The 22,028-nt window shown below is 41.3% G+C and carries 22 protein-coding genes; 21 read left to right on the top strand and 1 reads right to left on the bottom strand.

What is annotated here, in order from left to right:
- Positions 1-137 (top strand): zinc ribbon domain-containing protein (locus BO219_RS14720; RefSeq protein WP_226373737.1); only part of this gene is annotated, 137 nt, incomplete at its 5' end.
- Positions 138-373: 236 nt separating this feature from the next.
- Here the strand turns inward: BO219_RS14720 and BO219_RS01260 are convergent.
- Complete coding sequence (locus BO219_RS01260) at positions 374-934, bottom strand: Uma2 family endonuclease (protein WP_077427909.1); 561 nt, start codon at positions 932-934, stop codon at positions 374-376.
- Positions 935-1,058: 124 nt separating this feature from the next.
- Here BO219_RS01260 and BO219_RS01265 point away from each other — a divergent pair, with 124 nt between their 5' ends.
- The 20 genes from BO219_RS01265 (at position 1,059) to BO219_RS01360 (ending at position 21,961) form a co-directional block, all read left to right on the top strand.
- Positions 1,059-1,505: a MarR family winged helix-turn-helix transcriptional regulator gene (locus BO219_RS01265; RefSeq protein WP_043967909.1), complete on the top strand. Its 447-nt coding sequence runs from the start codon at positions 1,059-1,061 to the stop codon at positions 1,503-1,505.
- Positions 1,502-4,624 carry an efflux RND transporter permease subunit gene (locus BO219_RS01270; protein ID WP_077427911.1) on the top strand — a complete coding sequence of 1,041 codons (3,123 nt, stop codon included), beginning with the start codon at positions 1,502-1,504 and terminating at the stop codon, positions 4,622-4,624. Before BO219_RS01265 ends, BO219_RS01270 begins: the two co-directional genes overlap by 4 nt.
- 75 nt (positions 4,625-4,699) lie before the next feature.
- Positions 4,700-4,921, top strand: coding sequence for a hypothetical protein (locus BO219_RS01275; protein WP_226373738.1), 222 nt, complete (start codon positions 4,700-4,702; stop codon positions 4,919-4,921).
- Positions 4,908-5,462, top strand: coding sequence for a DUF6036 family nucleotidyltransferase (locus tag BO219_RS01280; protein ID WP_077427915.1), 555 nt, complete (start codon positions 4,908-4,910; stop codon positions 5,460-5,462). Before BO219_RS01275 ends, BO219_RS01280 begins: the two co-directional genes overlap by 14 nt.
- 122 nt (positions 5,463-5,584) lie before the next feature.
- Positions 5,585-5,860 (top strand): cell division protein ZapA, encoded by a 276-nt coding sequence (zapA, locus tag BO219_RS01285; RefSeq protein WP_077427917.1) that lies wholly within the window; start codon positions 5,585-5,587, stop codon positions 5,858-5,860.
- On the top strand, positions 5,853-6,392 hold the full coding sequence (locus tag BO219_RS01290; protein WP_041637972.1) for a CvpA family protein: 540 nt from the start codon (positions 5,853-5,855) through the stop codon (positions 6,390-6,392). Before zapA ends, BO219_RS01290 begins: the two co-directional genes overlap by 8 nt.
- Before the next feature lie 49 nt (positions 6,393-6,441).
- Positions 6,442-8,151, top strand: coding sequence for a DNA polymerase/3'-5' exonuclease PolX (gene polX, locus BO219_RS01295; RefSeq protein WP_043967894.1), 1,710 nt, complete (start codon positions 6,442-6,444; stop codon positions 8,149-8,151).
- Between the two features lie 19 nt (positions 8,152-8,170).
- Positions 8,171-10,513, top strand: coding sequence for an endonuclease MutS2 (locus BO219_RS01300; RefSeq protein WP_077427919.1), 2,343 nt, complete (start codon positions 8,171-8,173; stop codon positions 10,511-10,513).
- Positions 10,514-10,527: 14 nt separating this feature from the next.
- Positions 10,528-10,935 (top strand): DUF350 domain-containing protein, encoded by a 408-nt coding sequence (locus BO219_RS01305; protein WP_077427921.1) that lies wholly within the window; start codon positions 10,528-10,530, stop codon positions 10,933-10,935.
- Positions 10,936-11,126: 191 nt separating this feature from the next.
- Positions 11,127-12,803, top strand: coding sequence for a long-chain-fatty-acid--CoA ligase (locus BO219_RS01310; protein WP_077427923.1), 1,677 nt, complete (start codon positions 11,127-11,129; stop codon positions 12,801-12,803).
- 97 nt (positions 12,804-12,900) lie between these two features.
- Positions 12,901-13,482 (top strand): TetR/AcrR family transcriptional regulator, encoded by a 582-nt coding sequence (locus BO219_RS01315; RefSeq protein ID WP_004889140.1) that lies wholly within the window; start codon positions 12,901-12,903, stop codon positions 13,480-13,482.
- A gap of 38 nt (positions 13,483-13,520) precedes the next feature.
- On the top strand, positions 13,521-14,288 hold the full coding sequence (locus tag BO219_RS01320) for an enoyl-CoA hydratase (protein ID WP_006320299.1): 768 nt from the start codon (positions 13,521-13,523) through the stop codon (positions 14,286-14,288).
- Positions 14,289-14,303: 15 nt separating this feature from the next.
- Positions 14,304-15,077: an electron transfer flavoprotein subunit beta/FixA family protein gene (locus BO219_RS01325; protein ID WP_004889143.1), complete on the top strand. Its 774-nt coding sequence runs from the start codon at positions 14,304-14,306 to the stop codon at positions 15,075-15,077.
- 16 nt (positions 15,078-15,093) lie between these two features.
- Complete coding sequence (locus BO219_RS01330; protein WP_077427925.1) at positions 15,094-16,071, top strand: electron transfer flavoprotein subunit alpha/FixB family protein; 978 nt, start codon at positions 15,094-15,096, stop codon at positions 16,069-16,071.
- 146 nt (positions 16,072-16,217) lie between these two features.
- A complete protein-coding gene (gene trxA, locus BO219_RS01335; RefSeq protein WP_077427927.1) occupies positions 16,218-16,532 on the top strand; it encodes a thioredoxin in 315 nt (104 codons plus the stop codon).
- Between the two features lie 125 nt (positions 16,533-16,657).
- Positions 16,658-17,869, top strand: coding sequence for a hypothetical protein (locus tag BO219_RS01340; RefSeq protein ID WP_077427929.1), 1,212 nt, complete (start codon positions 16,658-16,660; stop codon positions 17,867-17,869).
- A 79-nt stretch (positions 17,870-17,948) separates the two neighbouring features.
- Complete coding sequence (locus tag BO219_RS01345; protein ID WP_077427931.1) at positions 17,949-18,896, top strand: NAD-dependent epimerase/dehydratase family protein; 948 nt, start codon at positions 17,949-17,951, stop codon at positions 18,894-18,896.
- Positions 18,886-19,803, top strand: coding sequence for a lysylphosphatidylglycerol synthase transmembrane domain-containing protein (locus tag BO219_RS01350; protein ID WP_198936612.1), 918 nt, complete (start codon positions 18,886-18,888; stop codon positions 19,801-19,803). The genes BO219_RS01345 and BO219_RS01350 overlap by 11 nt, the downstream gene beginning before the upstream one ends.
- Positions 19,800-21,239, top strand: coding sequence for an alkaline phosphatase family protein (locus tag BO219_RS01355; RefSeq protein WP_077427933.1), 1,440 nt, complete (start codon positions 19,800-19,802; stop codon positions 21,237-21,239). Before BO219_RS01350 ends, BO219_RS01355 begins: the two co-directional genes overlap by 4 nt.
- Positions 21,239-21,961 (top strand): glycosyltransferase family 2 protein, encoded by a 723-nt coding sequence (locus BO219_RS01360; protein ID WP_077427935.1) that lies wholly within the window; start codon positions 21,239-21,241, stop codon positions 21,959-21,961. The genes BO219_RS01355 and BO219_RS01360 overlap by 1 nt, the downstream gene beginning before the upstream one ends.
- Positions 21,962-22,028: the final 67 nt, after the last annotated feature.

Genomic DNA, 22,028 nt, shown 5'->3' on the forward strand with positions numbered 1-22,028 from the left:
GCTGCGGTCGAGTCAAGGAGTCTTTATCGCTTTCTGAACGGACATTCCGCTGTGAATGTGGATTCGAGAGCGACAGGGACGTCAATGCGGCCATCAATATCAAACATGAGGGCATGAAACGATTGGCGATCGTCTAATTTGTCCTCGAACCGTGGGGCACACGGGGATCGCTCGGTCAACTTCCCATCATGAGATGGGATTACCCGAGAAGCCCCACCTCTAAGCGAAGCGTAGGTGGTGGGAGTATGTCACAGCTCATTCTGTTTTTAATGCGCTGACATGGTGGACGTTCCAAAAACGCGACGTCACGGCTTAAACGATAAAAAGAAAAAGGCTGCCCAATTCGCTTGTTATGCGGTTACTGGCTGCCTTTTTATTGAAAAAATAATCGCTTCGCTTCGAGAGAAAAATCCGTAAATAGGAAAGATGTAATCGTGTCATTTTCTCCAAATGCTTCTCTTTTTTTAAAAAAACCATCCTCTAATCCAAATACTTCAACTGTTCTATACAAAGGATCAACAATCCAATACTCTTGCACATGAAACTGTTCGTATAGCTTAAATTTTTCGTTTCGATCTTTTAACGCTGTAGACGGAGAAAGAACCTCGACGATAAGTGTTGGTGCGCCTAAACAGCCGTTTGGTGTTAAATTGTTTCGATTGCAAATGACGGAAATATCGGGGTGTACGACATGTTTTGCATACGTGTAGTCGTCGCTTTCGGAAAGTCGAACATCAAACGGAGCTATCGCAACGTAGCAATTTTTATTTTGAAAATGCGAACGAAACGCAAACGATAGTTCCATGACAGCAAATTGATGCTCCCATGTTGGAGAAGGGCTCATGTTGTAAGCCTTTCCGTTAATGAGCTCCCAACGCCCGTCCCATTGAATATAATCGGCATACGTATACAGTTTGGATGATTCTGGCTTCATCGCGTATCCCTCACTTTTTTCACCATTATATCACACCTCACTTCATCATTGACCATTCCGTGTTTTATCGTTATATTATTAAATAGTTAAACAATTGAACTATTTCGATAGGAGGCATTGACCGATGGAGCGAAGCATACAACAATTTATTGAGCGCTATTTATCCGTTTCATTTCTTGTTCATAAACGAGGGGCTGCGTTGATGAAATGTGAATTGGACGATATTACGCACGATCAATATTATGTATTGCGCTACATACATAAGCGTGGGATGTGTACGTCAACGGAATTGGCGGACGTGTTTGCGGTAAATAAAAGTGCGATTACGGCGATGACAAACCGTCTTGTTGAAAAAGGAATGATTGCACGTGGCAAAGATGAAGATGATCGTCGTATTATTGCTCTTTCGCTCACAGAAAAAGGTGAACAATGGCTCGTTGAAACAGAACGAAAAGTATATGAACTTGTTGAAACAATTATGACAAAGCTTTCACATGAAGAAATTGAACAGTTTATTCAAACGTATGAGAAGCTAGCAATGATTTTACAAGAAATGGAGGAGAAAAAATGAAAACGATTATTCGCGGAAAATGGGTCGTTTTACTCGCGTGGGTTGTCGCCGCTGTCGTGCTCGTTATGACTGCTCCGAATATGGCACAACTTGTGCGTGAAAAAGGGCAAATTACCGTCCCAGACGGCTATTCGTCTTCGCTTGCTAGCGAGTTATTAAAAGAAGTACAAAAGCAAGAAAATAAGGAAGGGGAAATGAGCACCGTCCTCGTCTTCCATCGCAAAGAAAGATTGCAAGAAAAGGATTGGAACGAAATTGAGAAGGCTATTGAACAACTGCAAGCGAAAAAAGAATCGCTCGGTTTAATACAAATTGTTTCGCCACTTGATGACAGCTCACTCAAAGAAAAGCTCGTTTCAAAAGATGAAACAACGGCACTTATTTCGCTTCAATTAGAACGAAACAAACGCACCGCAAAAGAAATAAGCACAGCGCTTTATGATGTGATCGAGAATATTGATGTGCCGCACTATTACACAGGTAGTTGGATGATCGATGAAGATGTCATTCAAAGTTCACAAGAAGGGTTGAAAAAAACGGAAGGTATTACCGTCATTTTTATTTTAGTCGTTTTATTTCTTGTGTTCCGTTCGCTCGTTGCTCCGTTTGTACCGTTGTTAACGGTCGGATTGACGTATATCGTGTCGCAAGGGATTGTTGCTTTTCTTGTTGATCGTGTTGATTTTCCACTTTCTACGTTTACACAAACGTTTTTAGTTGCCGTTTTATTCGGAATTGGCACAGACTATTGCATTTTACTGCTTAGCCGTTTTAAAGAAGAACTAGCGAAGCGAGAAGATCGAACTGAAGCGATTATCGCGACATATCAAACTGCAGGAAAAACGGTTATTTTTAGCGGATTAGCGGTCATGATCGGATTTGCATCGATTGGATTATCGACATTTAAATTGTATCAATCCGCCTCCGCCGTTGCGGTTGGTGTCGTTGTGTTACTTGTTGCGCTCGTGACGCTTGTGCCGTTTTTTATGGCTACACTTGGTGAAAAGCTGTTTTGGCCGATGAAAGGTGCGCTTGAACATAAACCGAGTAAATTATGGGATGTGGCAGGGCGTTTTTCTTTCGCTCGTCCGCTATGGGCGCTTGCGATTGTCGCGGTCATTACATTGCCGATTTTATTGACGTATGACGGAAAACTTTCGTTTAACTCGATGGCGGAAATTGGCGATCGTTATCCTTCCGTCAAAGCGTTTAACATCATTTCTTCTCACTTTAGTGAAGGAGAAGCAATGCCGACGAAAATCGTCATGAAAAATGACGAAGCGATGGATGACGAGCAATATTACTATTTAATAGAAAAAATTAGTCGCGAAGTAGCAAACATTGATGGTGTGAACGCTGTTCGCTCGGTGACGCGTCCGCTCGGAGAGCCGATTGATCAATTGTTTGTGACAAAGCAAGCGGAACAGTTAAAAGATGGACTTGGAAAAGGAGCGGACGGTATCGGGCAAATTCGTTCTGGGTTAAGCGAAGCGAGCAACGAAATGGCAAAGTCCGCTCCAAAGTTAGCTCAGGCGACAGGTGGTATTCACGAGCTCGTCAACGGAACGTCAAAATTGAAAACGGGAATGACTGATTTACAACAAGCATTGAAGCAATTGGAAGAAGGAGTACGAAGCGGAGCGATTGGTGCGGCTGATCTTGAAAAAGGGTTACAGACGATACAAACGAATATGAAAAAGCTACATGATGGCGCGAACGAATTGCGAAAAGGATATGAACAAGCAACTGTTGGACTACGTCAGTTGGGCGAGCAATACGAACAAATCGAAGGGGGATTGCGCACTATTTCCCAACAGCTGCCGCTTCTTTCTCAGTCGCTCAATCGCATAGAAGAACGTCATACGAGTTTGCGCGAAGATGCGGAGTATGCACAGGTGAAGCAAGCGATTGAACAAATGAGTACGGAAATGAACACATTGTCTGGGGCTCTTGTTCAAGTGAACGACGCGTTACAAAATGTTCAATATGGTTTGCAACAAGCAAATGAATCATTTGCGACAGTAACAAACGGACAACAAGCGCTTATTACGGGAATGGATCAACTGATCGATGGACTTGGAAAACTTCGTCACGGATTAGAGCAAGCAGCGGATGGTCAAGGGCAAATTGTTCAACGATTGCCAGAAGTGACAAATGGGCTAGCGAAAGTAAACGACGGACAACAGCAATTGCTTACAGGTTTTTCGCAGCTTAATGATCAAATGGATCAACTTATTTCAGGATTAAATCAAAGTGTGGATGGATTGCGACAAGTGGAAAATGGATTACAGTCCGCAAAACAGTACGTTTCTGACTTAGCGAATGCGCCAGATGAAGAAATGGCAGGGTGGTATATGCCGCCACAATTGTTGATGAGTGAGGAATTTGCACAAGCGAAGGAAGCATATATGTCGAAAGACGGGAAAGTCGTGACGTTTGATGTTGTTTTCTCATCCAATCCGTACGAAACGAAAACGATGGAAAAGATCGCAGAAGTGAAAGATGCGATTGCTCGGGCGGTAAACGGTACGAAACTTGAGCATGCGAAAGTAGGCGTTGGCGGCGTGACAAGTATATATTCGGATTTAAATGACATTTCTGCTGCTGACTATGCACGCACGTCTGTATTTATGCTTGCAGGAATTGCGATCATTTTAATCGTTCTTCTTCGTTCGTTCATCATGCCGGCGTACTTAATGTTATCGCTTATTTTAACGTATTATACGTCGATGGCATTCACTGAACTTGTGTTTGTGAATATGTTCGGATATGAAGGCGTGAACTGGGCTGTTCCATTTTTTGCGTTCGTTATTTTAATGGCGCTTGGCATTGACTATAGCATTTTCCTTATGGATCGCTTTAATGAATATCGCGACAAAACCGTTCAAGAAGCGATGCTTGAAGCGATGCGTCATATGGGAACAGTCATCATTTCCGCAGCCATCATTTTAGGTGGAACGTTTGCGGCAATGTATCCATCAGGGGTATTATCCTTACTGCAAATTGCGACGATTATTTTGACAGGTCTTTTCTTATATGCGCTAATCGTTTTGCCGTTATTTATTCCGGTGATGGCGAAAACGTTTGGACGTGCAAACTGGTGGCCATTTATGAAATAAGAGCGGGTGTCGATGCCCGCTCTTTTGTGATATAATGTAAAAAAATAGTTGTTGGAGTGAAACGAAGTGAGAAAAATGAATATGTCTGAACTAAACGAGTGGATTTTTTCACGCAAAGGAAATGTGGAACGGGATATATTAAAATATGGAAGAGAGCAACATGTACGTTTACGTCCACGTGACAAAGAGGAAATGCGTGTATTAGATGAATTATGCATCAAAAGATGGAAAAAAGCTGAACAAGAAGGAAAAATTCGATATTTGAATGAACGAGTGTGGTATTATGAATTCGATTAAAGAAGCGAGAGAAAAACTTCAGTCGCTTCAAACGAAAACATCGTTTGAGAAAATGGTTCAAGTGACAGCCATTTTAACGAAGTTGTTGGAGCCACATCGTATACGTCCCATTATTGTTGGTGGGCTTGCGGTTGAAATATATACGCGTGGCGATTATACGACTGTAGATATCGATTTAATTGTTAGTGATCGTGAAAAAGCGGGACAATTGCTCACTAAACTGGGTTTCACTCCGTCAGGAAGACATTGGTATCACGATGAATTGTTTGTTAGTGTGGAAATTCCAAACGATGTACTAGAAGATGCTGATGATGATAAAGTAATTGAGTTGAAGTTAGAAGATGGGTTGCATGTATATGTCATCGGAATTGAAGACATTATATTAGATCGCCTGCGCGCATGTGTCCATTGGAAATCGAAATCCGATTGCGAATGGGCAAAAAGAATGGTTCTTCTTCATAAAGAGCGGCTGGATTGGGCATATATGAAACAAGTAGCGAAAAAAGACGGAACGAGAGAACAACTGGAGCAATGGTTTTAGATGAGAGCGGGTGTTGATGCCCGCTCTTCTTTTCGTATATCTTTTCATGTATCTACAAATCATGTTAAGATAAAAGGTAGAATTTTGCCGAAACGGGAGATCGGATGAATGGGGGAAATAATTTGGCGGAGCAGAGAAAAACGCGTATTACGGTAGATATATACGGACAACAATATTCGATCGTCGGAACGGAAAGCTCCAGTCATATTCGGCTTGTTGCTTCCATTGTCGATGACAAAATGCGTGAAATTAGTGCCAAAAATCCGACGCTTGATACGAGTAAACTCGCTGTATTAACGGCAGTCAATATCGTTCATGAATATATTAAACTAAAAGATGAATACGAACGCCTTTTGCGAAAAATGAATAAAGAAAAGGATGATGACAGCGATGATTGATTTGCTTATTTGTTTCATCCTTCTCATGGGACTGATGATTGGATTGAAACGAGGATTTATTTTGCAATTTATTCATATGACCGGTTTTTTGATCGCGTTTATTGTTGCATATAACTATTATGATCAACTAGCACCAAGACTAAAATTATGGGTGCCATATCCGAGTTTTGGCGATGGGGAAACGATAAAATTGCTCATTGAAAGCACAAATTTAGATGAAGCGTACTATCGTGCGATTGCGTTTGCTGTTTTATTTTTCGCTGCGAAAATTGTGATGCAAGTGATCGGCTCAATGCTAGACTTCGTCGCACAGTTACCCATTTTAAAAAGCGTAAACCGTTGGGCAGGTGGAGCGCTTGGTTTTATAGAAGTGTATTTGCTTTTATTTTTACTTTTATATGTGAGTGCACTTGTTCCTATGTCTATCATTCAACAGCCACTTCACGACTCATTCATCGCTAGTTTGATTGTTAAACACACACCCGTTTTATCAAATTTTGTAAAACATATGCTCGTGCAATATATGGCGTAAAAACTTCTCCGTCCGAGAGAAGTTTTTTCGTCGAAAGGAAGGGAATGGGATGGAAAAAAATAAAAAAGAGGCGATTCGCCTGCTTGAAACGATCGCTTTATATATGGAAATCAAAGGGGAAAATCCGTTTAAAGTATCCGCTTTTCGTAAAGCAGCTTCAGCGTTAGAGCGAGATGAACGTGCCTTAACAGATATTGATGATTTTACGTCCATTGCAGGAATCGGAAAAGGAACAGCTGCCGTTTTGCGACAATGGTTGCAGACGGGAACGAGCGATGTATTGGAACAGCTAAAACAAGAAATTCCTAAAGGATTGTTTCCACTTTTAAAATTGCCCGGACTTGGAGGGAAAAAAATCGCAAAACTGTATCATGAACTAGGTGTAACTGATGTGGAAACATTAAAAGAAGCGTGCTTAGCTCAACGTGTAAGACAATTAAGTGGCTTTGGTGCAAAGACAGAAGAAAACATTTTAACTGCGCTTGCCAATATGAATGCGCGCCCTGAACGGTTGCCAATTGCGTTTATGTTAGAAGTCGCTTTAGACATTGAACGGCAACTTGCAAATATAGATGATATCGTACGGTTTTCGCGAGCAGGCAGTTTGCGTCGGGTGTGCGAGACAGTAAAAGATTTGGATTTCATTATCGCAACAAACAATCCTTTGTATGTTCGGGAGCAGTTGTTGCAACTTGAACATATTTATGACGTTGTCGCAAACGGAGAAACGAAAGTATCATTGCAATTGCAATACGATTATGTTGTCAATGTCGATTTTCGTCTCGTTTCCCCTGAACATTTTGCCACAACGCTCCATCATTTTACCGGTTCAAAAGAACATAACGTGCGCATGCGTCAGCTCGCAAAAGAACGCGGTGAAAAAATTAGTGAATACGGTGTAGAAAACATTCAGACAGGCGAAGTGAAAACGTTCGCGACAGAAGAGCAATTTTTTGCTCATTTTCATTTGCCGTTCATCCCGCCAGAAATGCGTGAAAGTGGAATAGAAGTCGATGCATATGACGGCACGCCGCTCCTTTCTTTATCTGATATACGCGGCGATTTACATATGCATACGACGTGGAGCGACGGGGCGTTTTCAATTGAGCAAATGGTAGAAGCATGTCGCCAGAAAGGGTATCGGTATATTGCGATTACCGATCATTCACAGTTTTTAAAAGTAGCCAATGGACTAACGGTTGAACGGTTAAAACGGCAGCAAGAAGAAATTGCCCGCCTAAACGAAAAATACGACGATTTTTTTATTTTATCTGGCATTGAGATGGATATTTTACCAGATGGAACGTTAGATTTTCCAGATGATGTATTACAAACGGTCGATTTTGTCATTGCGTCGATTCATTCTGCTTTTTCACAACCAGAAGAAGCGATTATGAAACGTCTAAAAGAAGCACTTATGAATCCATACGTTCATATGATCGCTCATCCGACAGGAAGATTAATTGGGGAGCGAAGCGGATACGCTGTAAATATAGACGAATTGTTGCAGCTTGCGAAAGAAACAAATACGGTGCTAGAGCTAAATGCCAACCCACATCGTCTCGATTTAACGTACACTTATTTACAAAAAGCACAGCAGCTTGGTGTGAAAATAGCGATTAATACAGACGCACACAACGTTCGTATGCTTGATGATATGGAGCTTGGAGTGGCGTTTGCTCGAAAAGGTTGGATTCGAAAAGAAACGGTCATCAATACATGGGATATCGAACAACTTATCTCTTTTTTGCGAAAATAAACAGCTGGAGGGTTACTTAGTGCACGCAAAAACATTACACATTCTTGAGTTTGATAAAGTGAAAGCACAGCTTGCGGAATATGTATCTTCCTCGTTAGGAAAAGAAAAAGTCGTAGCGCTTATGCCATCATCACATGTAGAAGAAGTGGTGCGCTGGCAAGAAGAAACGGACGAAGCAGCAACGGTTCTTCGCTTACGTGGTCACGTCCCACTTGGTGGTATATTTGACGTACGGATGCAAACGAAACGTGCAAGCATCGGAGGAACGCTCAGTCCACATGAACTGCTTGATATCGCAAGTACGATGCGAGCAGCAAGACAACTGAAAAAATTTTTAGAAGCGACAGAGGCAGATCTTCCGCACATGATCGCATATGCGGCGCAAATCGTTCCTTTGCCTGAACTTGAACAACGTATATATCATTGTATTGATGAAAGCGGAGATGTGCTTGATGGAGCGAGCGATCGGCTTCGTTCGCTCCGCCATCAGCTGCGCACGATTGAAGGACGAGTGCGCGATAAGTTAGAGAGTATTATTCGTTCATCATCAGCGCAAAAAACATTGTCAGATGCAATCATTACGATTCGTAACGATCGGTACGTCATCCCAGTGAAACAGGAATATCGCCATACGTATGGTGGCATTGTACACGATCAGTCTTCATCTGGGGCTACGTTATTTATCGAGCCACAATCGGTAGTGGAATTGAACAACGAACTGCAGCAATTGCGTGTGAAAGAAAAACAAGAAATTGAACGTATTTTAAGCGAATTATCTGCCTCCGTGGGTGAGCAGGCGACAACAATTATTGAGAACGTCGAGTTGCTTGCTCAGCTTGACTTTTTGTTTGCAAAGGCGAAATACGCAAAAGCGATCAAAGCAACAAAACCAGCTATCAATGAACGTGGATATATCCGTCTCATACAAGCACGTCATCCGCTTATTCCATCGGACGAAGTCGTTCCAAACGATATTGAACTAGGGAGCAACTATACGACGATGGTAATTACGGGGCCGAATACAGGGGGAAAAACAGTCACGTTAAAGACAATCGGCTTGTTCACCGTTATGGCGCAAGCAGGATTGCAAGTACCGGCGTTAGATGGATCACAATTAGCTGTATTTCGCGCGGTGTATGCTGACATTGGCGATGAACAGTCAATTGAACAAAGTTTAAGTACGTTCTCGTCTCATATGGTAAATATTGTTGACATTTTAAAACAAGTGGACGAGCATAGCCTTGTTTTATTTGATGAGCTTGGAGCAGGAACGGATCCACAAGAAGGTGCAGCATTAGCTATTGCTATTTTAGATGAAGTGCATAACCGCGGGGCGCGGGTGGTCGCGACGACGCATTATCCTGAATTAAAAGCATATGGCTATAACCGACAAGGTGTCATGAATGCAAGTGTCGAATTTGACATCGAAACGTTAAGTCCAACGTATAAACTATTGATCGGTATTCCGGGGCGAAGCAATGCGCTTGATATTTCTCGTCGCCTCGGCTTAGACGAACATATTATTGCACGTGCTCGTACGTATATTAGTGCTGAAAGCAATGAAGTCGAAAATATGATTGCTTCATTAGAACAAAGTAAAAAGCGCGCGGAAGAAGAATGGGAGCAAGCCGAAAAACTTCGCGAAGAAGCAGAGCAGCTACGAAATGAATTACAACAGCAGTGGAACGAATTAAGTGAACAGCGCGAGCGGTTGTTAGAAAAAGCAAAAGAGGAAGCAGAACTCATTGTTAAAAAAGCGATGAAAACTGCCGAAGAAGTGATTCAAAACCTTCGTGAAATGCAAAAACAACAGGCTGCTGCTATGAAAGAACATGAGCTGATTGCCGCGCGGAAAAAGTTAGAAGAAGCGATTCCGCAAATCGATACAAAAAAGAAAAAACAAGCGCAAAAAGCAAAGCAATCCTTACACCCAGGCGATGAAGTGAAAGTCATTCATCTCAATCAAAAAGGGCAGTTGATTGAGAAAGTATCCGATAAAGAGTGGCTTGTGCAAATTGGGATTTTAAAAATGAAAGTGGATGAAGAAAATTTGCAGTATGTAAGCAGCCCAGCACCGATTGAAACAAAGCCAATTGCGACCGTAAAAGGACGCGACTATCACGTTCCACTAGAATTAGATTTGCGTGGTGAGCGATATGAAGATGCGTTGCTTCGCGTCGAAAAATATATTGACGATGCGGTGTTGGCAGGATATCCGCGCGTGTCTATCATTCATGGAAAAGGAACAGGGGCACTTCGAAAAGGCGTGCAACAATATTTACAAAATCATCGCTCGGTAAAAAGCATTCGATTTGGTGAGGCGGCTGAAGGGGGAACAGGCGTCACCATTGTCGAATTATAATAACGGGAGGAACTATGAACGCGTTCTGGGAAAATGAAACGATTCATATTGCTGCTAATTTTAGTGTCGTCATTTTATGTTTAGTTTTATTTTTAGCTATTTTTGAACTTGTGACAAAATACAAAAACTGGGAAGAGATTGAAAAAGGAAACATGGCGGTAGCGATGGCGACAGGAGGGAAAATATTTGGGATTGCGAATATTTTCCGATACTCGATCGATCATCACGATTCACTGTTAACGATGATCGGTTGGGGCGTTTATGGATTTGTTTTGTTGTTAATCGGTTATTTTATTTATGAATTTTTAACGCCAAAGTTCAACATTGACGACGAAATTGCCAACGATAATCGCGCGGTAGGATTTATTTCTATGGTCATTTCTATCGGCTTGTCGTTTGTCATCGGAGCAAGTATAAGGTGAGAGGAGAAACAGATGGAAACGTTAGCGAAAGTATTGCTCGTATTGTGCGGTGTATTTTTGCTTATTGGTGTCATATATCTCACGTTTTTTGCATAAAAGGGTGTCAGCAGGCACCTTTTTTATTTTTTAATACAAAAATTTCAGAAAATATTATAAAATATAAATAATCTTATCGAAAAGGGGGAAACGAAATGGAGAAGCCATGGCTAGCGTTATATCCTCAGCAAGTTCCTCATTCAATTGATTATCCGCGCAAGCCGTTGCAACAATTTTTGCAAGAAGCAGCGGAGCAGTTTCCGCACAAAACTGCGATTCATTTTTTAGGAAAGGAGCTGACATATAAGGAAGTATATGAGCAAGCGCTGAAGTTAGCATCGTATTTACAACAGCTTGGTTTAGAAAAAGGCGATCGCGTATCGATTATGTTGCCGAATTGTCCACAAGCGGTCATTAGCTACTACGCTGTTTTATTTGCAGGTGGTATTGTCGTACAAACAAACCCATTGTATACTGAACGAGAGTTAGAATATCAGTTAAATGATAGCGGTGCGAAAGTCATTATCGGCCTTGATTTACTTTATCCAAGAATTACAAAAGTGAAAGCGCATACAAAAATTGAACATGTGATCATTACAAGTATAAAAGATTATTTACCGTTTCCGAAAAATGTGTTATATCCATTTGTACAAAAGAAACAAACAGGGATGATTGTACGCGTCAAACATGAGGGAGATTGCCACTTATTCACAAAAGCCTTATCGCTTGCGAGTGGGAAAGTGAAAGAGACGGATGTGGATCCGATAGAAGACGTTGCGCTTCTTCAATATACAGGCGGAACAACTGGATTTCCGAAAGCCGCAATGTTGACACATCATAATTTAACAGCCAATACGCTCATGTGCACGAAATGGATGTATAAATGTGAACGCGGGAATGAATCGATTCTTGGTGTACTTCCGTTTTTCCATGTATACGGGATGACGGCTGTCATGAACTTATCCATTATGGAAGGATATAAAATGATTTTATTGCCGAAGTTTGATGTCGAAACGACGTTAAAAACAATTGAAAAACAACGACCAACGCTATTTCCAGGCGCTCCAACGATTTATATTGCGCTGCTCAACCACCCGAATTTGAAAAAATATGATTTATCGTCAATTAAAATATGTATTAGCGGTTCAGCTCCGCTTCCAGTTGAAGTGCAAGAACAATTTGAAACAGTAACAGGTGGGAAGATTATTGAAGGTTACGGCTTAACCGAAGCATCCCCTGTGACGCATTCCAACTTTATTTGGGACGGAAAACGAATCAAAGGAAGTATCGGTGTGCCTTGGCCAGACACAGAGGCGATGATCGTCTCGTTAGAAACGGGAGAGAAAGCAAACATAAATGAAATTGGTGAAATCGTTGTACGTGGTCCACAAGTAATGAAAGGATATTGGAACCGACCAGAAGAAACAGCAGCGACACTTCGTGACGGTTGGTTGTATACGGGCGATTTAGGGTATATGAATGAAGAAGGTTATTTCTTTGTCGTCGACCGAAAAAAAGATATGATTATCGCAAGCGGTTATAACGTATATCCACGCGAAGTAGAAGAAGTGTTGTATGAGCATCCGAAAGTGCAAGAAGCAGTCGTCATTGGTGTACCAGATGCTTATCGTGGTGAGACGGTGAAAGCGTTTATTGTGCTTAAAGAAGGAGAACAGTGTACAGAAGAAGAACTTGACCAATTTATGAGAAGTAAATTAGCTGCTTATAAAGTGCCGCGCATTTATGAATTTAGAAAAGAATTGCCAAAAACAGCAGTTGGTAAAATATTGCGCCGTGCGCTTGTGGAAGAAGAAAAAGAAAAACAAAAATGAGCGGCGATTGTTTTTTTCTTGACACGCTTTTGGCCTCTCTTTAAAATAAAAATATGAATGATTATTCATTCATATTTTTGAAAGGGAGAATGCAAAGTTGAAACGCGACAAACCGAAGTTTAAACAAATTATTGATGCAGCTGTGATTGTCATTGCTGAAAACGGCTACCATCAAGCGCAAGTATCGAAAATTGCGAAACAAGCCGGTGTAGCGGATGGGACGATCTATTTGTATTTTAAAAATAAAGAGGATATTTTAATTTCATTGTTTCAAGAAAAAATGGGCTACTTCATCGAAAAAATTGAAGAAGAAATAGAAGGAATTTCGAGTCCGTCGGAGAAGTTATTTTTGTTGATTCAAAAACATTTTCAAATGTTAGCGGCGGATCCGCATTTAGCGATCGTGACCCAATTGGAACTTCGCCAATCGAATAAATCGTTACGTCTGAAAATTAATGAAATTTTGAAAGGATACTTAAAAGTTGTCGATCGCATTGTGCAAGAAGGAATTGACAAAGGGGAATTTCGTTCAGATTTAGATGTGCGTCTCACTCGTCAAATGATTTTTGGAACGATTGACGAAATGGTGACAACATGGGTCATGAATGAGCAAAAATATGATCTCGTTGCATTAGCGAAACCGGTTCATCAATTGTTAACGAAAGGTTGTTGTGTGTAAACACGACAACCTTCCGATATACACGAAGGAGGGGGAACATGTTTTCCGTTCAACAAGAGGGGTATGTGGCGATTTTAGCACTTCACCGTCCACCAGCAAACGCTTTAGCATCTTCTGTTTTGAAAGAGCTTTCAGAACGACTTGATGCATTAAAAGAAGACGAACAAGTACGTGTCATCGTTCTTCACGGAGAAGGAAGATTTTTCTCAGCTGGTGCCGATATTAAAGAGTTTACAGCGATTGAGGCGAGCGAACAAGCAGCGGAGCTTGCTCGAGCTGGACAACAAGTGATGGAGAAAATTGAACAGTTTCCGAAACCGATTATTGCTGCGATTCACGGTGCTGCACTTGGCGGAGGGCTCGAGTTAGCTATGAGTTGCCATCTGCGCATCGTAGCGGAAAACGCCAAACTTGGCTTACCAGAATTGCAGCTCGGCATCATTCCGGGATTTGCAGGAACACAACGCTTATTGCGTCATGTCGGTATGGCAAAAGCGCTAGAAATGATGTGGACAAGCGAACCGATCACAGGTACAGAAGCTGTTCAATGGGGACTAGCAAACAAAGCCGTCCCAGAAGAACAATTGCTTGATACAGCGAAGCAACTTGCACAAAAAATTGCTCAAAAGAGCCCGATTTCTGTTCAAGCGGTATTGAAACTAGTTAATGAAGCTCGCACAAAAACGTTCCATGAATGTGTTGAAAAAGAGGCTCAACTGTTTGGACAAGTCTTTGTAACGGAAGATGCGAAAGAGGGCATTTCGGCATTTATCGAAAAACGGACACCACAGTTTCAAGGAAAATAAAAGGGGGAGAGAAGCATGAACATTTTCGTATTAATGAAGCGTACATTTGATACGGAAGAAAAAATTGTCATTCAAAACGGAAAAGTAAGCGAAGAAGGAGCCGAATTCATCATCAACCCATACGATGAATATGCGATTGAAGAAGCGATTCAAGTGCGCGATCAGCACGGTGGCGAAGTGACAGTTGTTACAATTGGGAACGAAGATGCAGAAAAAGAGCTTCGTACAGCGCTTGCCATGGGAGCAGATAAAGCCGTGCTCATTAACATTGAAGACGATGTAGAAAATCGTGACCAATATACAACGGCAAAAGTGCTTGCGGAATATTTAAAAGATAAAGAAGCTGATTTAATTTTAGCTGGAAATGTAGCGATTGACGGCGGGTCTGGACAAGTTGGGCCACGCGTTGCTGAATTGCTAGGTATTCCTTATGTCACGACAATTACGAAGTTAGAAATTGACGGAACAAACGTGAAAGTTGTGCGCGATGTTGAAGGTGACGAGGAAGTTATTGAAACATCTTTACCATTATTAGTAACAGCACAACAAGGGTTAAATGAGCCGCGTTATCCGTCATTGCCGGGCATTATGAAAGCGAAAAAGAAACCGTTAGAAGAACTAGAGCTTGATGATTTAGATTTGGAGGAAGAGGACGTAGAAGCGAAAACGAAAACGATTGAAATCTTTTTACCACCGAAAAAAGAAGCGGGAAAAATTTTGCAAGGAGATATTGCCGATCAAGTAAAAGAACTCGTTTCACTTCTTCATACAGAAGCAAAAGTCATTTAATAGGGGGATGGGGAGCATGGCAAGAAAAGTATTAACATTAGCAGAAGTGCGTGACGGTGCGTTGCGTAACGTATCATTTGAAGCAATTTCCGCTGCAAAAACGATCGCTGAAGGCGGAGAAGTTGTCGCTGTCGTTGTCGGAGCGAGCGTTCGCTCATTAGCTCCTGAGCTGATTGCTTACGGTGCGGATCGAGTGATTGTTGTTGAACACGAAAAATTGGCGACGTATACGCCAGACGGTTATGCCCAAGCATTGCAAGCTGTTGTTGAGCAAGAGAAACCAGAAGGAATCGTCTTTGGGCATACAGCGCTTGGAAAAGACTTATCGCCAAAACTTGCTGCGAAATGGCAGTCTGGTCTTGTGTCTGATGTTGTCGCTGTTGAAGCAACAGGTGGAAATATCGTCTTTACAAGACCGATTTATTCTGGTAAAGCGTTTGAAAAGAAAATCGTGACAGACGGTCTTATGTTTGTGACTGTTCGTCCGAACAATATCGCTCCACTTGAAAAAGATGAAAGTCGCACAGGTGCGGTTGTCGATGCGCAAGTAGACATTAAAGACTTACGCACAATCGTTCGTGATATTGTGAGAAAAACAGCGGAAGGCGTCGATTTATCTGAAGCGAAAGTGATCGTTGCCGGCGGTCGCGGCGTGAAAAGTGCGGAAGGATTTGAGCCGTTGAAAGAATTAGCGAACGTGCTTGGCGGTGCGGTTGGAGCATCGCGTGGGGCATGCGATGCAGGATATTGCGATTATTCGCTTCAAATTGGACAGACAGGAAAAGTTGTTACGCCAGATTTATACATTGCGTGCGGTATTTCAGGGGCGATTCAACATTTAGCAGGCATGTCTAACTCAAAAGTAATCGTGGCGATTAATAAAGACCCTGAAGCGAATATTTTTAAAGTGGCGGATTATGGGATTGTTGGTGACTTGTTTGAAGTCGTTCCACTTTTAATCGAAGAATTTAAAAAATTAAAAGTACATTCATAAGGCAGAGCATGATGCTTTGCCTTTTCTTTTCAGCATATTTTTTTGCGACAAGGAAATAGTAGAAGCGAAGCAAAAGATTGGCGCAATGAATACGTTCAATGGTATACTATGTGCATGGAACGGAAATATTTAAGGAGGAATGAAACATGGCTATTGTAAATGCAACAGATCAAACATTTGTTAACGAAGTAAAAGATGGTGTTGTGCTCGTTGATTTCTGGGCACCTTGGTGCGGACCTTGCAAAATGATTGCACCTGTATTGGAAGAAGTAGATCGCGAGCTTGACGGCAAAGTGAAAGTAGTAAAAGTCAATGTAGATGATAACCCAGAAACAGCTGGAAAATACGGTGTGATGAGCATCCCAACACTATTCGTGTTCAAAAATGGAGAAGTAGTCGACAAGACTGTTGGCTTCCAACCAAAAGAAGCGCTTGTTGGTCTTTTAAGCAAACATTTATAATCGACATGCCTCGGAGACATCCGAGGTATTTTTTTTGAAATTTTATATTGACACTGAAAATCGTTCTCTACTATAATGATAACGGTTAATGATAATCGTTATCAAAAAAGGGGGATACATACGAAATGAAAAAACGTCAATTAAAAGCTGTGTTTGCCATGTTTTTATTAGCAGGTGGCGTGCTGGCTGGTTGCGGAAATGCGGAGAAAACAGAAACGACAGAGAAGAAGGAAGAAACAAAAGTAGAAGAAAAACAGGAAGAGCAACAACCTGCTGAAACCGAACAAGCGGAAGAACAAGTAAATGTTCAAACGTTCATTGATGCTTATAAAGCAATCAAAGCGGAAACCGAGAAAGCAAAAGAAGGACAGCCAGTTGACTGGAATCTTGTAGAAAAAACATATGTCGAGCAGTTGCAAAAACCAATTAACGAACTAGATGGTACATTTGCGCAAACGATTGAAGCCGCGATTCAAGGTGGAAAAAGCGGAGAGTTAAACGTTCATCCAGCACGTCAAATTGTTGATAAAGTAACGCAATCGTATTTTTATCAATTGCAAAAGAAACTGCAAAAAGATGTTGTAGCAGCACTTGAAGCTGGCGATCAACAACAAGCGACAACATTGTTTGACCAAATTAAGTTGCTAGCAGCGGAAATTTTCGTTCCAACGGCAATGAAACGGGATGAGTATTATCAATTAACAGGAGAATCTAGCCTCGAGCAAAGCATTAACGCTGGTTTAGCAGCGCAAGAAGAAGCATTAAAAGCAAATAACGTAGATGATTTTAAAGTGTACATCCAATTGACAGATAAATCTATTTATCGTAGTTACTATTTAGCGTCTAAATCATATGCTGAAAAAATTGAAGCTGGTGTGAAAGAAGGTAAGGCAGAAGATGAACTCAAAGGTCAACAAGCTGAAGCATGGGGCTTTTTACAAGCGATCAAAGGCTCTTTAGCTGAAGGAGATGAAGCGGCGACAACTCGCTTAGATGAAATTTTATCATTAAATAACGATTATAAAAACATTAAAGCAGAAGAAGTGGGTGCATTATTCGCCAAAGCGTTGTTTGGTAAAATGAAAGGCTATCATGAAAAAGCACCGGCGCAGTTAGATGAGAATAACGTTGTTGAAGCGAAAGTAAAAGCGTTAGAAGGAAACATGTTCTTAAAGGCAATTGAATTAGATGTGAAAGCAAAATTGGGCGAGCAAAAAGCTGCAGACGTGTTTGCTACGGCAGAAAAATGGTATAACGCTATTGCAGAAAACAAAAAAGATGAAGCTGCTCAACATAGTAAAGCTGTGCTTGATGCTGTAAGTACGATTGTTCAATAAATAGAAGAGCCGCGCATAACACGCGGCTTTTTTGTTGTGATACAATAGTAAGGCGACGAACGATGAAGGAGTTACACAAATGGCAAAAGTATGTATTACAGGTGGAGCAGGTTTTATCGGCAGTCATTTAGGGAGAAAATTGCTTGAACTTGAGCATGAGCTTATCGTGATCGACAATTTTCATCCATATTATTCAACGTGTCGGAAACAACGTCAGCTTCAACAAATAGAGAATGTTGGCTTTTTTCATTTTTACAATGTAGACATTTTACAATTGGATTTGTTGAAACAAATTTTCTTCCATCATCGACCAGATATTGTATTCCATTTAGCCGCGCTACCAGGCGTGCAGCCATCGTTATCGGAGCCATTAGCATATATTGATTACGATGTGAAAGCAACCGTCAATGTATTACAAGCGGCAGGAGAAGCGGAAGTTCAACATGTGTTATTTGCTTCTTCTTCTTCCGTATACGGCAATCGAGCGTTTCAGCCATTAAAAGAAGAAATGGCAACCGGTCAAGTCATTTCTCCGTATGCAGCGGCGAAATATAGTGCCGAATCGTTTTGCCACGCATATGCGCACATATATGGCTATACGATGACAATTTTTCGATATTTTACAGTATATGGGCCGTGGGGACGTCCGGATATGGCGATTAGTAAATTTATTCGCAAATTGTTACGTGATGAACCGGTTACCGTTTACGGTGATCATACAGCACGCGATTATACGTACATTGATGACATTGTTGCTGGAATGATTCAAGCAATAGAACGAAAAGGCGAAAGTGATGTTTTTAACCTAGGGGCTGGTCAACCTGTGACGATGAAGCAATTGCTTGCGGAGTTGCGCAATCATTTTCCGCATATGCGCGTTCATTACGAACCGCCTCGCCTTGGCGATGTTGTCGCTACATGGGCTGATATTACAAAAGCGAAAGAAAAAATCGGGTACGAGCCGCGCGTATCGTTGCGGGAAGGATTGGCAAAGACGATTGAATGGGCGAAGCAATATGAAAAATAAACAAATAAAGATTTTGATGCGACTCATTAGCCTCATATGTATTGTAGCGTTTATATGGATGACGATTCACCACTTTGATGCCCAACTGTTGTTTGATCTGATGCACAAGCTTGTTTCACAACCGTGGCATACGGGTTATATGGTTGTCATGTATAGTTTTGCTTTTGTGTTACGTGCTATGGCGTGGAAATGGTATTTGCCGCAAGCCCGTTTTCAAACGTGCATCGATGGGTTATTTGCTAGTTTATTCATAAATCATATATTTCCAATTAAAATCGGCGATGTCGCTCGCGTTGGCATATGTGCAAAACAAAATCGCATTCCATTTTCGATTGTTGCCGAGTCGGTCATTGTATTGCGCCTTTTAGATTTGATCGTGTTATTTTTCTTTGCTTTTTTAGGAGCAATTGTTTATATGCATATGATTATTCGTTCCGCCATGATTTCCCCCCTCATTTTTGGTGGTATTGTTTTTTTGTTTTTCCTCCTTCGACGCATCGATTTGTCATGGTTACAAAAACATAAACAGCACTGGAACATGATATGGAAAAGCCATCGTTTTGTGTTGATTGTTGTTGCTATTGTTTTTAGTTGGATATGTGAAGCGGTCGTTTTGTTTGAAATGGCGAAAATGGTCGCTTTTCCTCTGTCGTTTTCCGAAGCGTTGTGGGTAAATAGTATGGCGGTTGGTGGACAAGTATTTCAAATGACGCCAGGAGGACTAGCGACATATGAGGCAGTTATGGCGTTCGCGTTAACTCGCATTCATTCATATTGGGAACAAGCATATGCTCTTGCATTGGCGACTCATTTATTTAAATTTTTATTTTCTTATGTCGTTGGGCTATACGTATGGTGGCGCATCCCGACGCTATGGACATTCGTTCGAAAGGAGGACGTAGCATGAAAAAAGCATCGAAGTTTGAAAAAGTAGCGGCAAGGTGTTGGAACTTATTAAATGAAGGAAAGCCGTTTACTCCGATTTTTGTTATGGGAACGATGGTTCTTTTTCATTTGTTTGATGGTATCACTTTTGAAGAAGGAAAGCAGTTATGGAATAGCTTACTGTTTACTATCCCGCTTTTTGTATTGTACTACGTATATGACTATCCGTTATTTTTACGTAACTATTTATGGGTTCCGTACGTTGTGTTCCTAATGATTTGGTCGTTTGTTCCGACAGGTTTACTTTTGCTTGCTGTTAGTCTTTATTTCTTTTTCACCGTTTTCTTTTGGGGAACACTATACTATCATTTACGTATTGGAACAACGTGGTTGAATTTTACTCGTTTTTGGAAACTTGTATTGAAAAATAGTGATTCAACAAGTGGGAATGCACAGGAACAATTGCCAAAAGTATTGCTTCTTCTTTCTGTATGGGAATATGGAGTACAACATGACATACATGTTCCGTCATTTATTGCTTTTTACGCCTTTGTTTTTGTATGGTCGTTTATTTTGCACCGTTATTTATTTGATTGGAAACCGAAAGTGATTGACCGTTATACGGACAACGTGCCTCCAAATGATCAACCGTTGAGCGATCGCGTCATTGTGCTCGTTGTTGATGGAATGAGGAAAGATCGTTTCGAGCAAGCGAACGCCCCATTTTTAAAGTCGCTTCGTGCGAATGGGACGGACTTTACGCAAATGGAAACGGTATATCCTGCACGTACGGTCGTCTGTTTTACATCGATGCTTACAGGAACATACCCATTTGAACACGGCATTCGTTCAAATATGGTATGGAAACTAGGTATTCGTGTCGAAAGTATTTTTGATTCGCTCCGAAAAGTAGGAAAAAAAGGAAAAGTGCTCGGCATCGCTCATCTTGTCGATTCCCTAGGAAATGATGTCGAAACGGTTACAGCTGTCATGCATAACGATGTCGCAGATCGTAACATTATGGAGCGTGCGAAACAAATCATGACCGAACAAGATTTACATTTATTTGTCGTTCAATTTATTGGAACGGACCAAACGGGTCATAGCCGCGGTGTACATTATGATGAGTATGTACAAAAAATTGAAGAAGTTGATCAATTGATCAAACAATTTTTCGAATGGTTGCATGAACAAGGGAAAGCAGAAAATACGACATTTATCGTTTGTGCGGACCATGGACAAGCAGACGGAATTGGGGGACATGGTCATTTAGATGAGGGGGAGCGATACGTTCCATTTTTCATGTACGGTCCAATGATTGAAAAAGGGAAACGCATTGACGAAAAACATAGTCTCGTTTCTCTTGCTCCAACGATTGCTTATTTGCTAGGGGCACCATATCCGAGCCATAGTCGTGGCCCTGTATTAGTTGAAGCGCTAAAGAAAGAGGGAAAATGATGAAAGTCGTTATATTTTTGCCTGCACATAATGAAGAAGAAGCGATTGGTGAGGTGATCCGCCGTATTCCAAGACAAATGCAACCGAATATAGAAGTGTCTGTCCTTGTTGTCGACGATGGATCAACGGATCGAACCGTTGATGTAGCAAAACAAGCAGGAGCCGATTTTGTTTATCGACACGAACGAAATCGCGGATTAGGGGCTGCTGTACGTACCGGCTTACAACAATGTGTCGAACTCGGTGCAGACATCGGTGTCATGATTGATGCCGATAATGAATATCCACCCGAACAAATTCCTGATCTCATTATGCCTATTTTACGTGGCGAAGCAGATTATACGATGGGATCCCGTTTTTTAGGGACGATTCACGGAATGAAGTGGCATCGCCGCATTGGAAATTATATATTCACGTTTATTCAATCGCTGTTATTAAAAACATGGATTTACGACGGTCAATCAGGCATGCGAGCTTTTTCGCGACAAGCGATGGAAGAAGCAGAAATTATTCATGACTACAACTATGCACAAGTATTGACGTTAAACCTAGTGCGGAAAGGATTTCGGTTAAAAGAAGTACCGATTGTATATCAAGTAAGAACGACAGGGCAATCGTTTATTAAATTTACAGCTTATCTTAAGCATGTCATCCCGGCTATTGTGAAAGAAATGTGCCGTTCGACGAAGCGAAAACAAATACGTTCTGTTCAGCAACGCTAGAGAGTGATTCTCTAGCATTTTTTCTTGACAATAATTATGATAATTATTATCATTATCATCGAAGGAG

Origin of the sequence: Anoxybacillus kestanbolensis, assembly GCF_001996285.1 — a bacterium.
Taxonomy (GTDB): domain Bacteria; phylum Bacillota; class Bacilli; order Bacillales; family Anoxybacillaceae; genus Anoxybacillus; species Anoxybacillus kestanbolensis_A.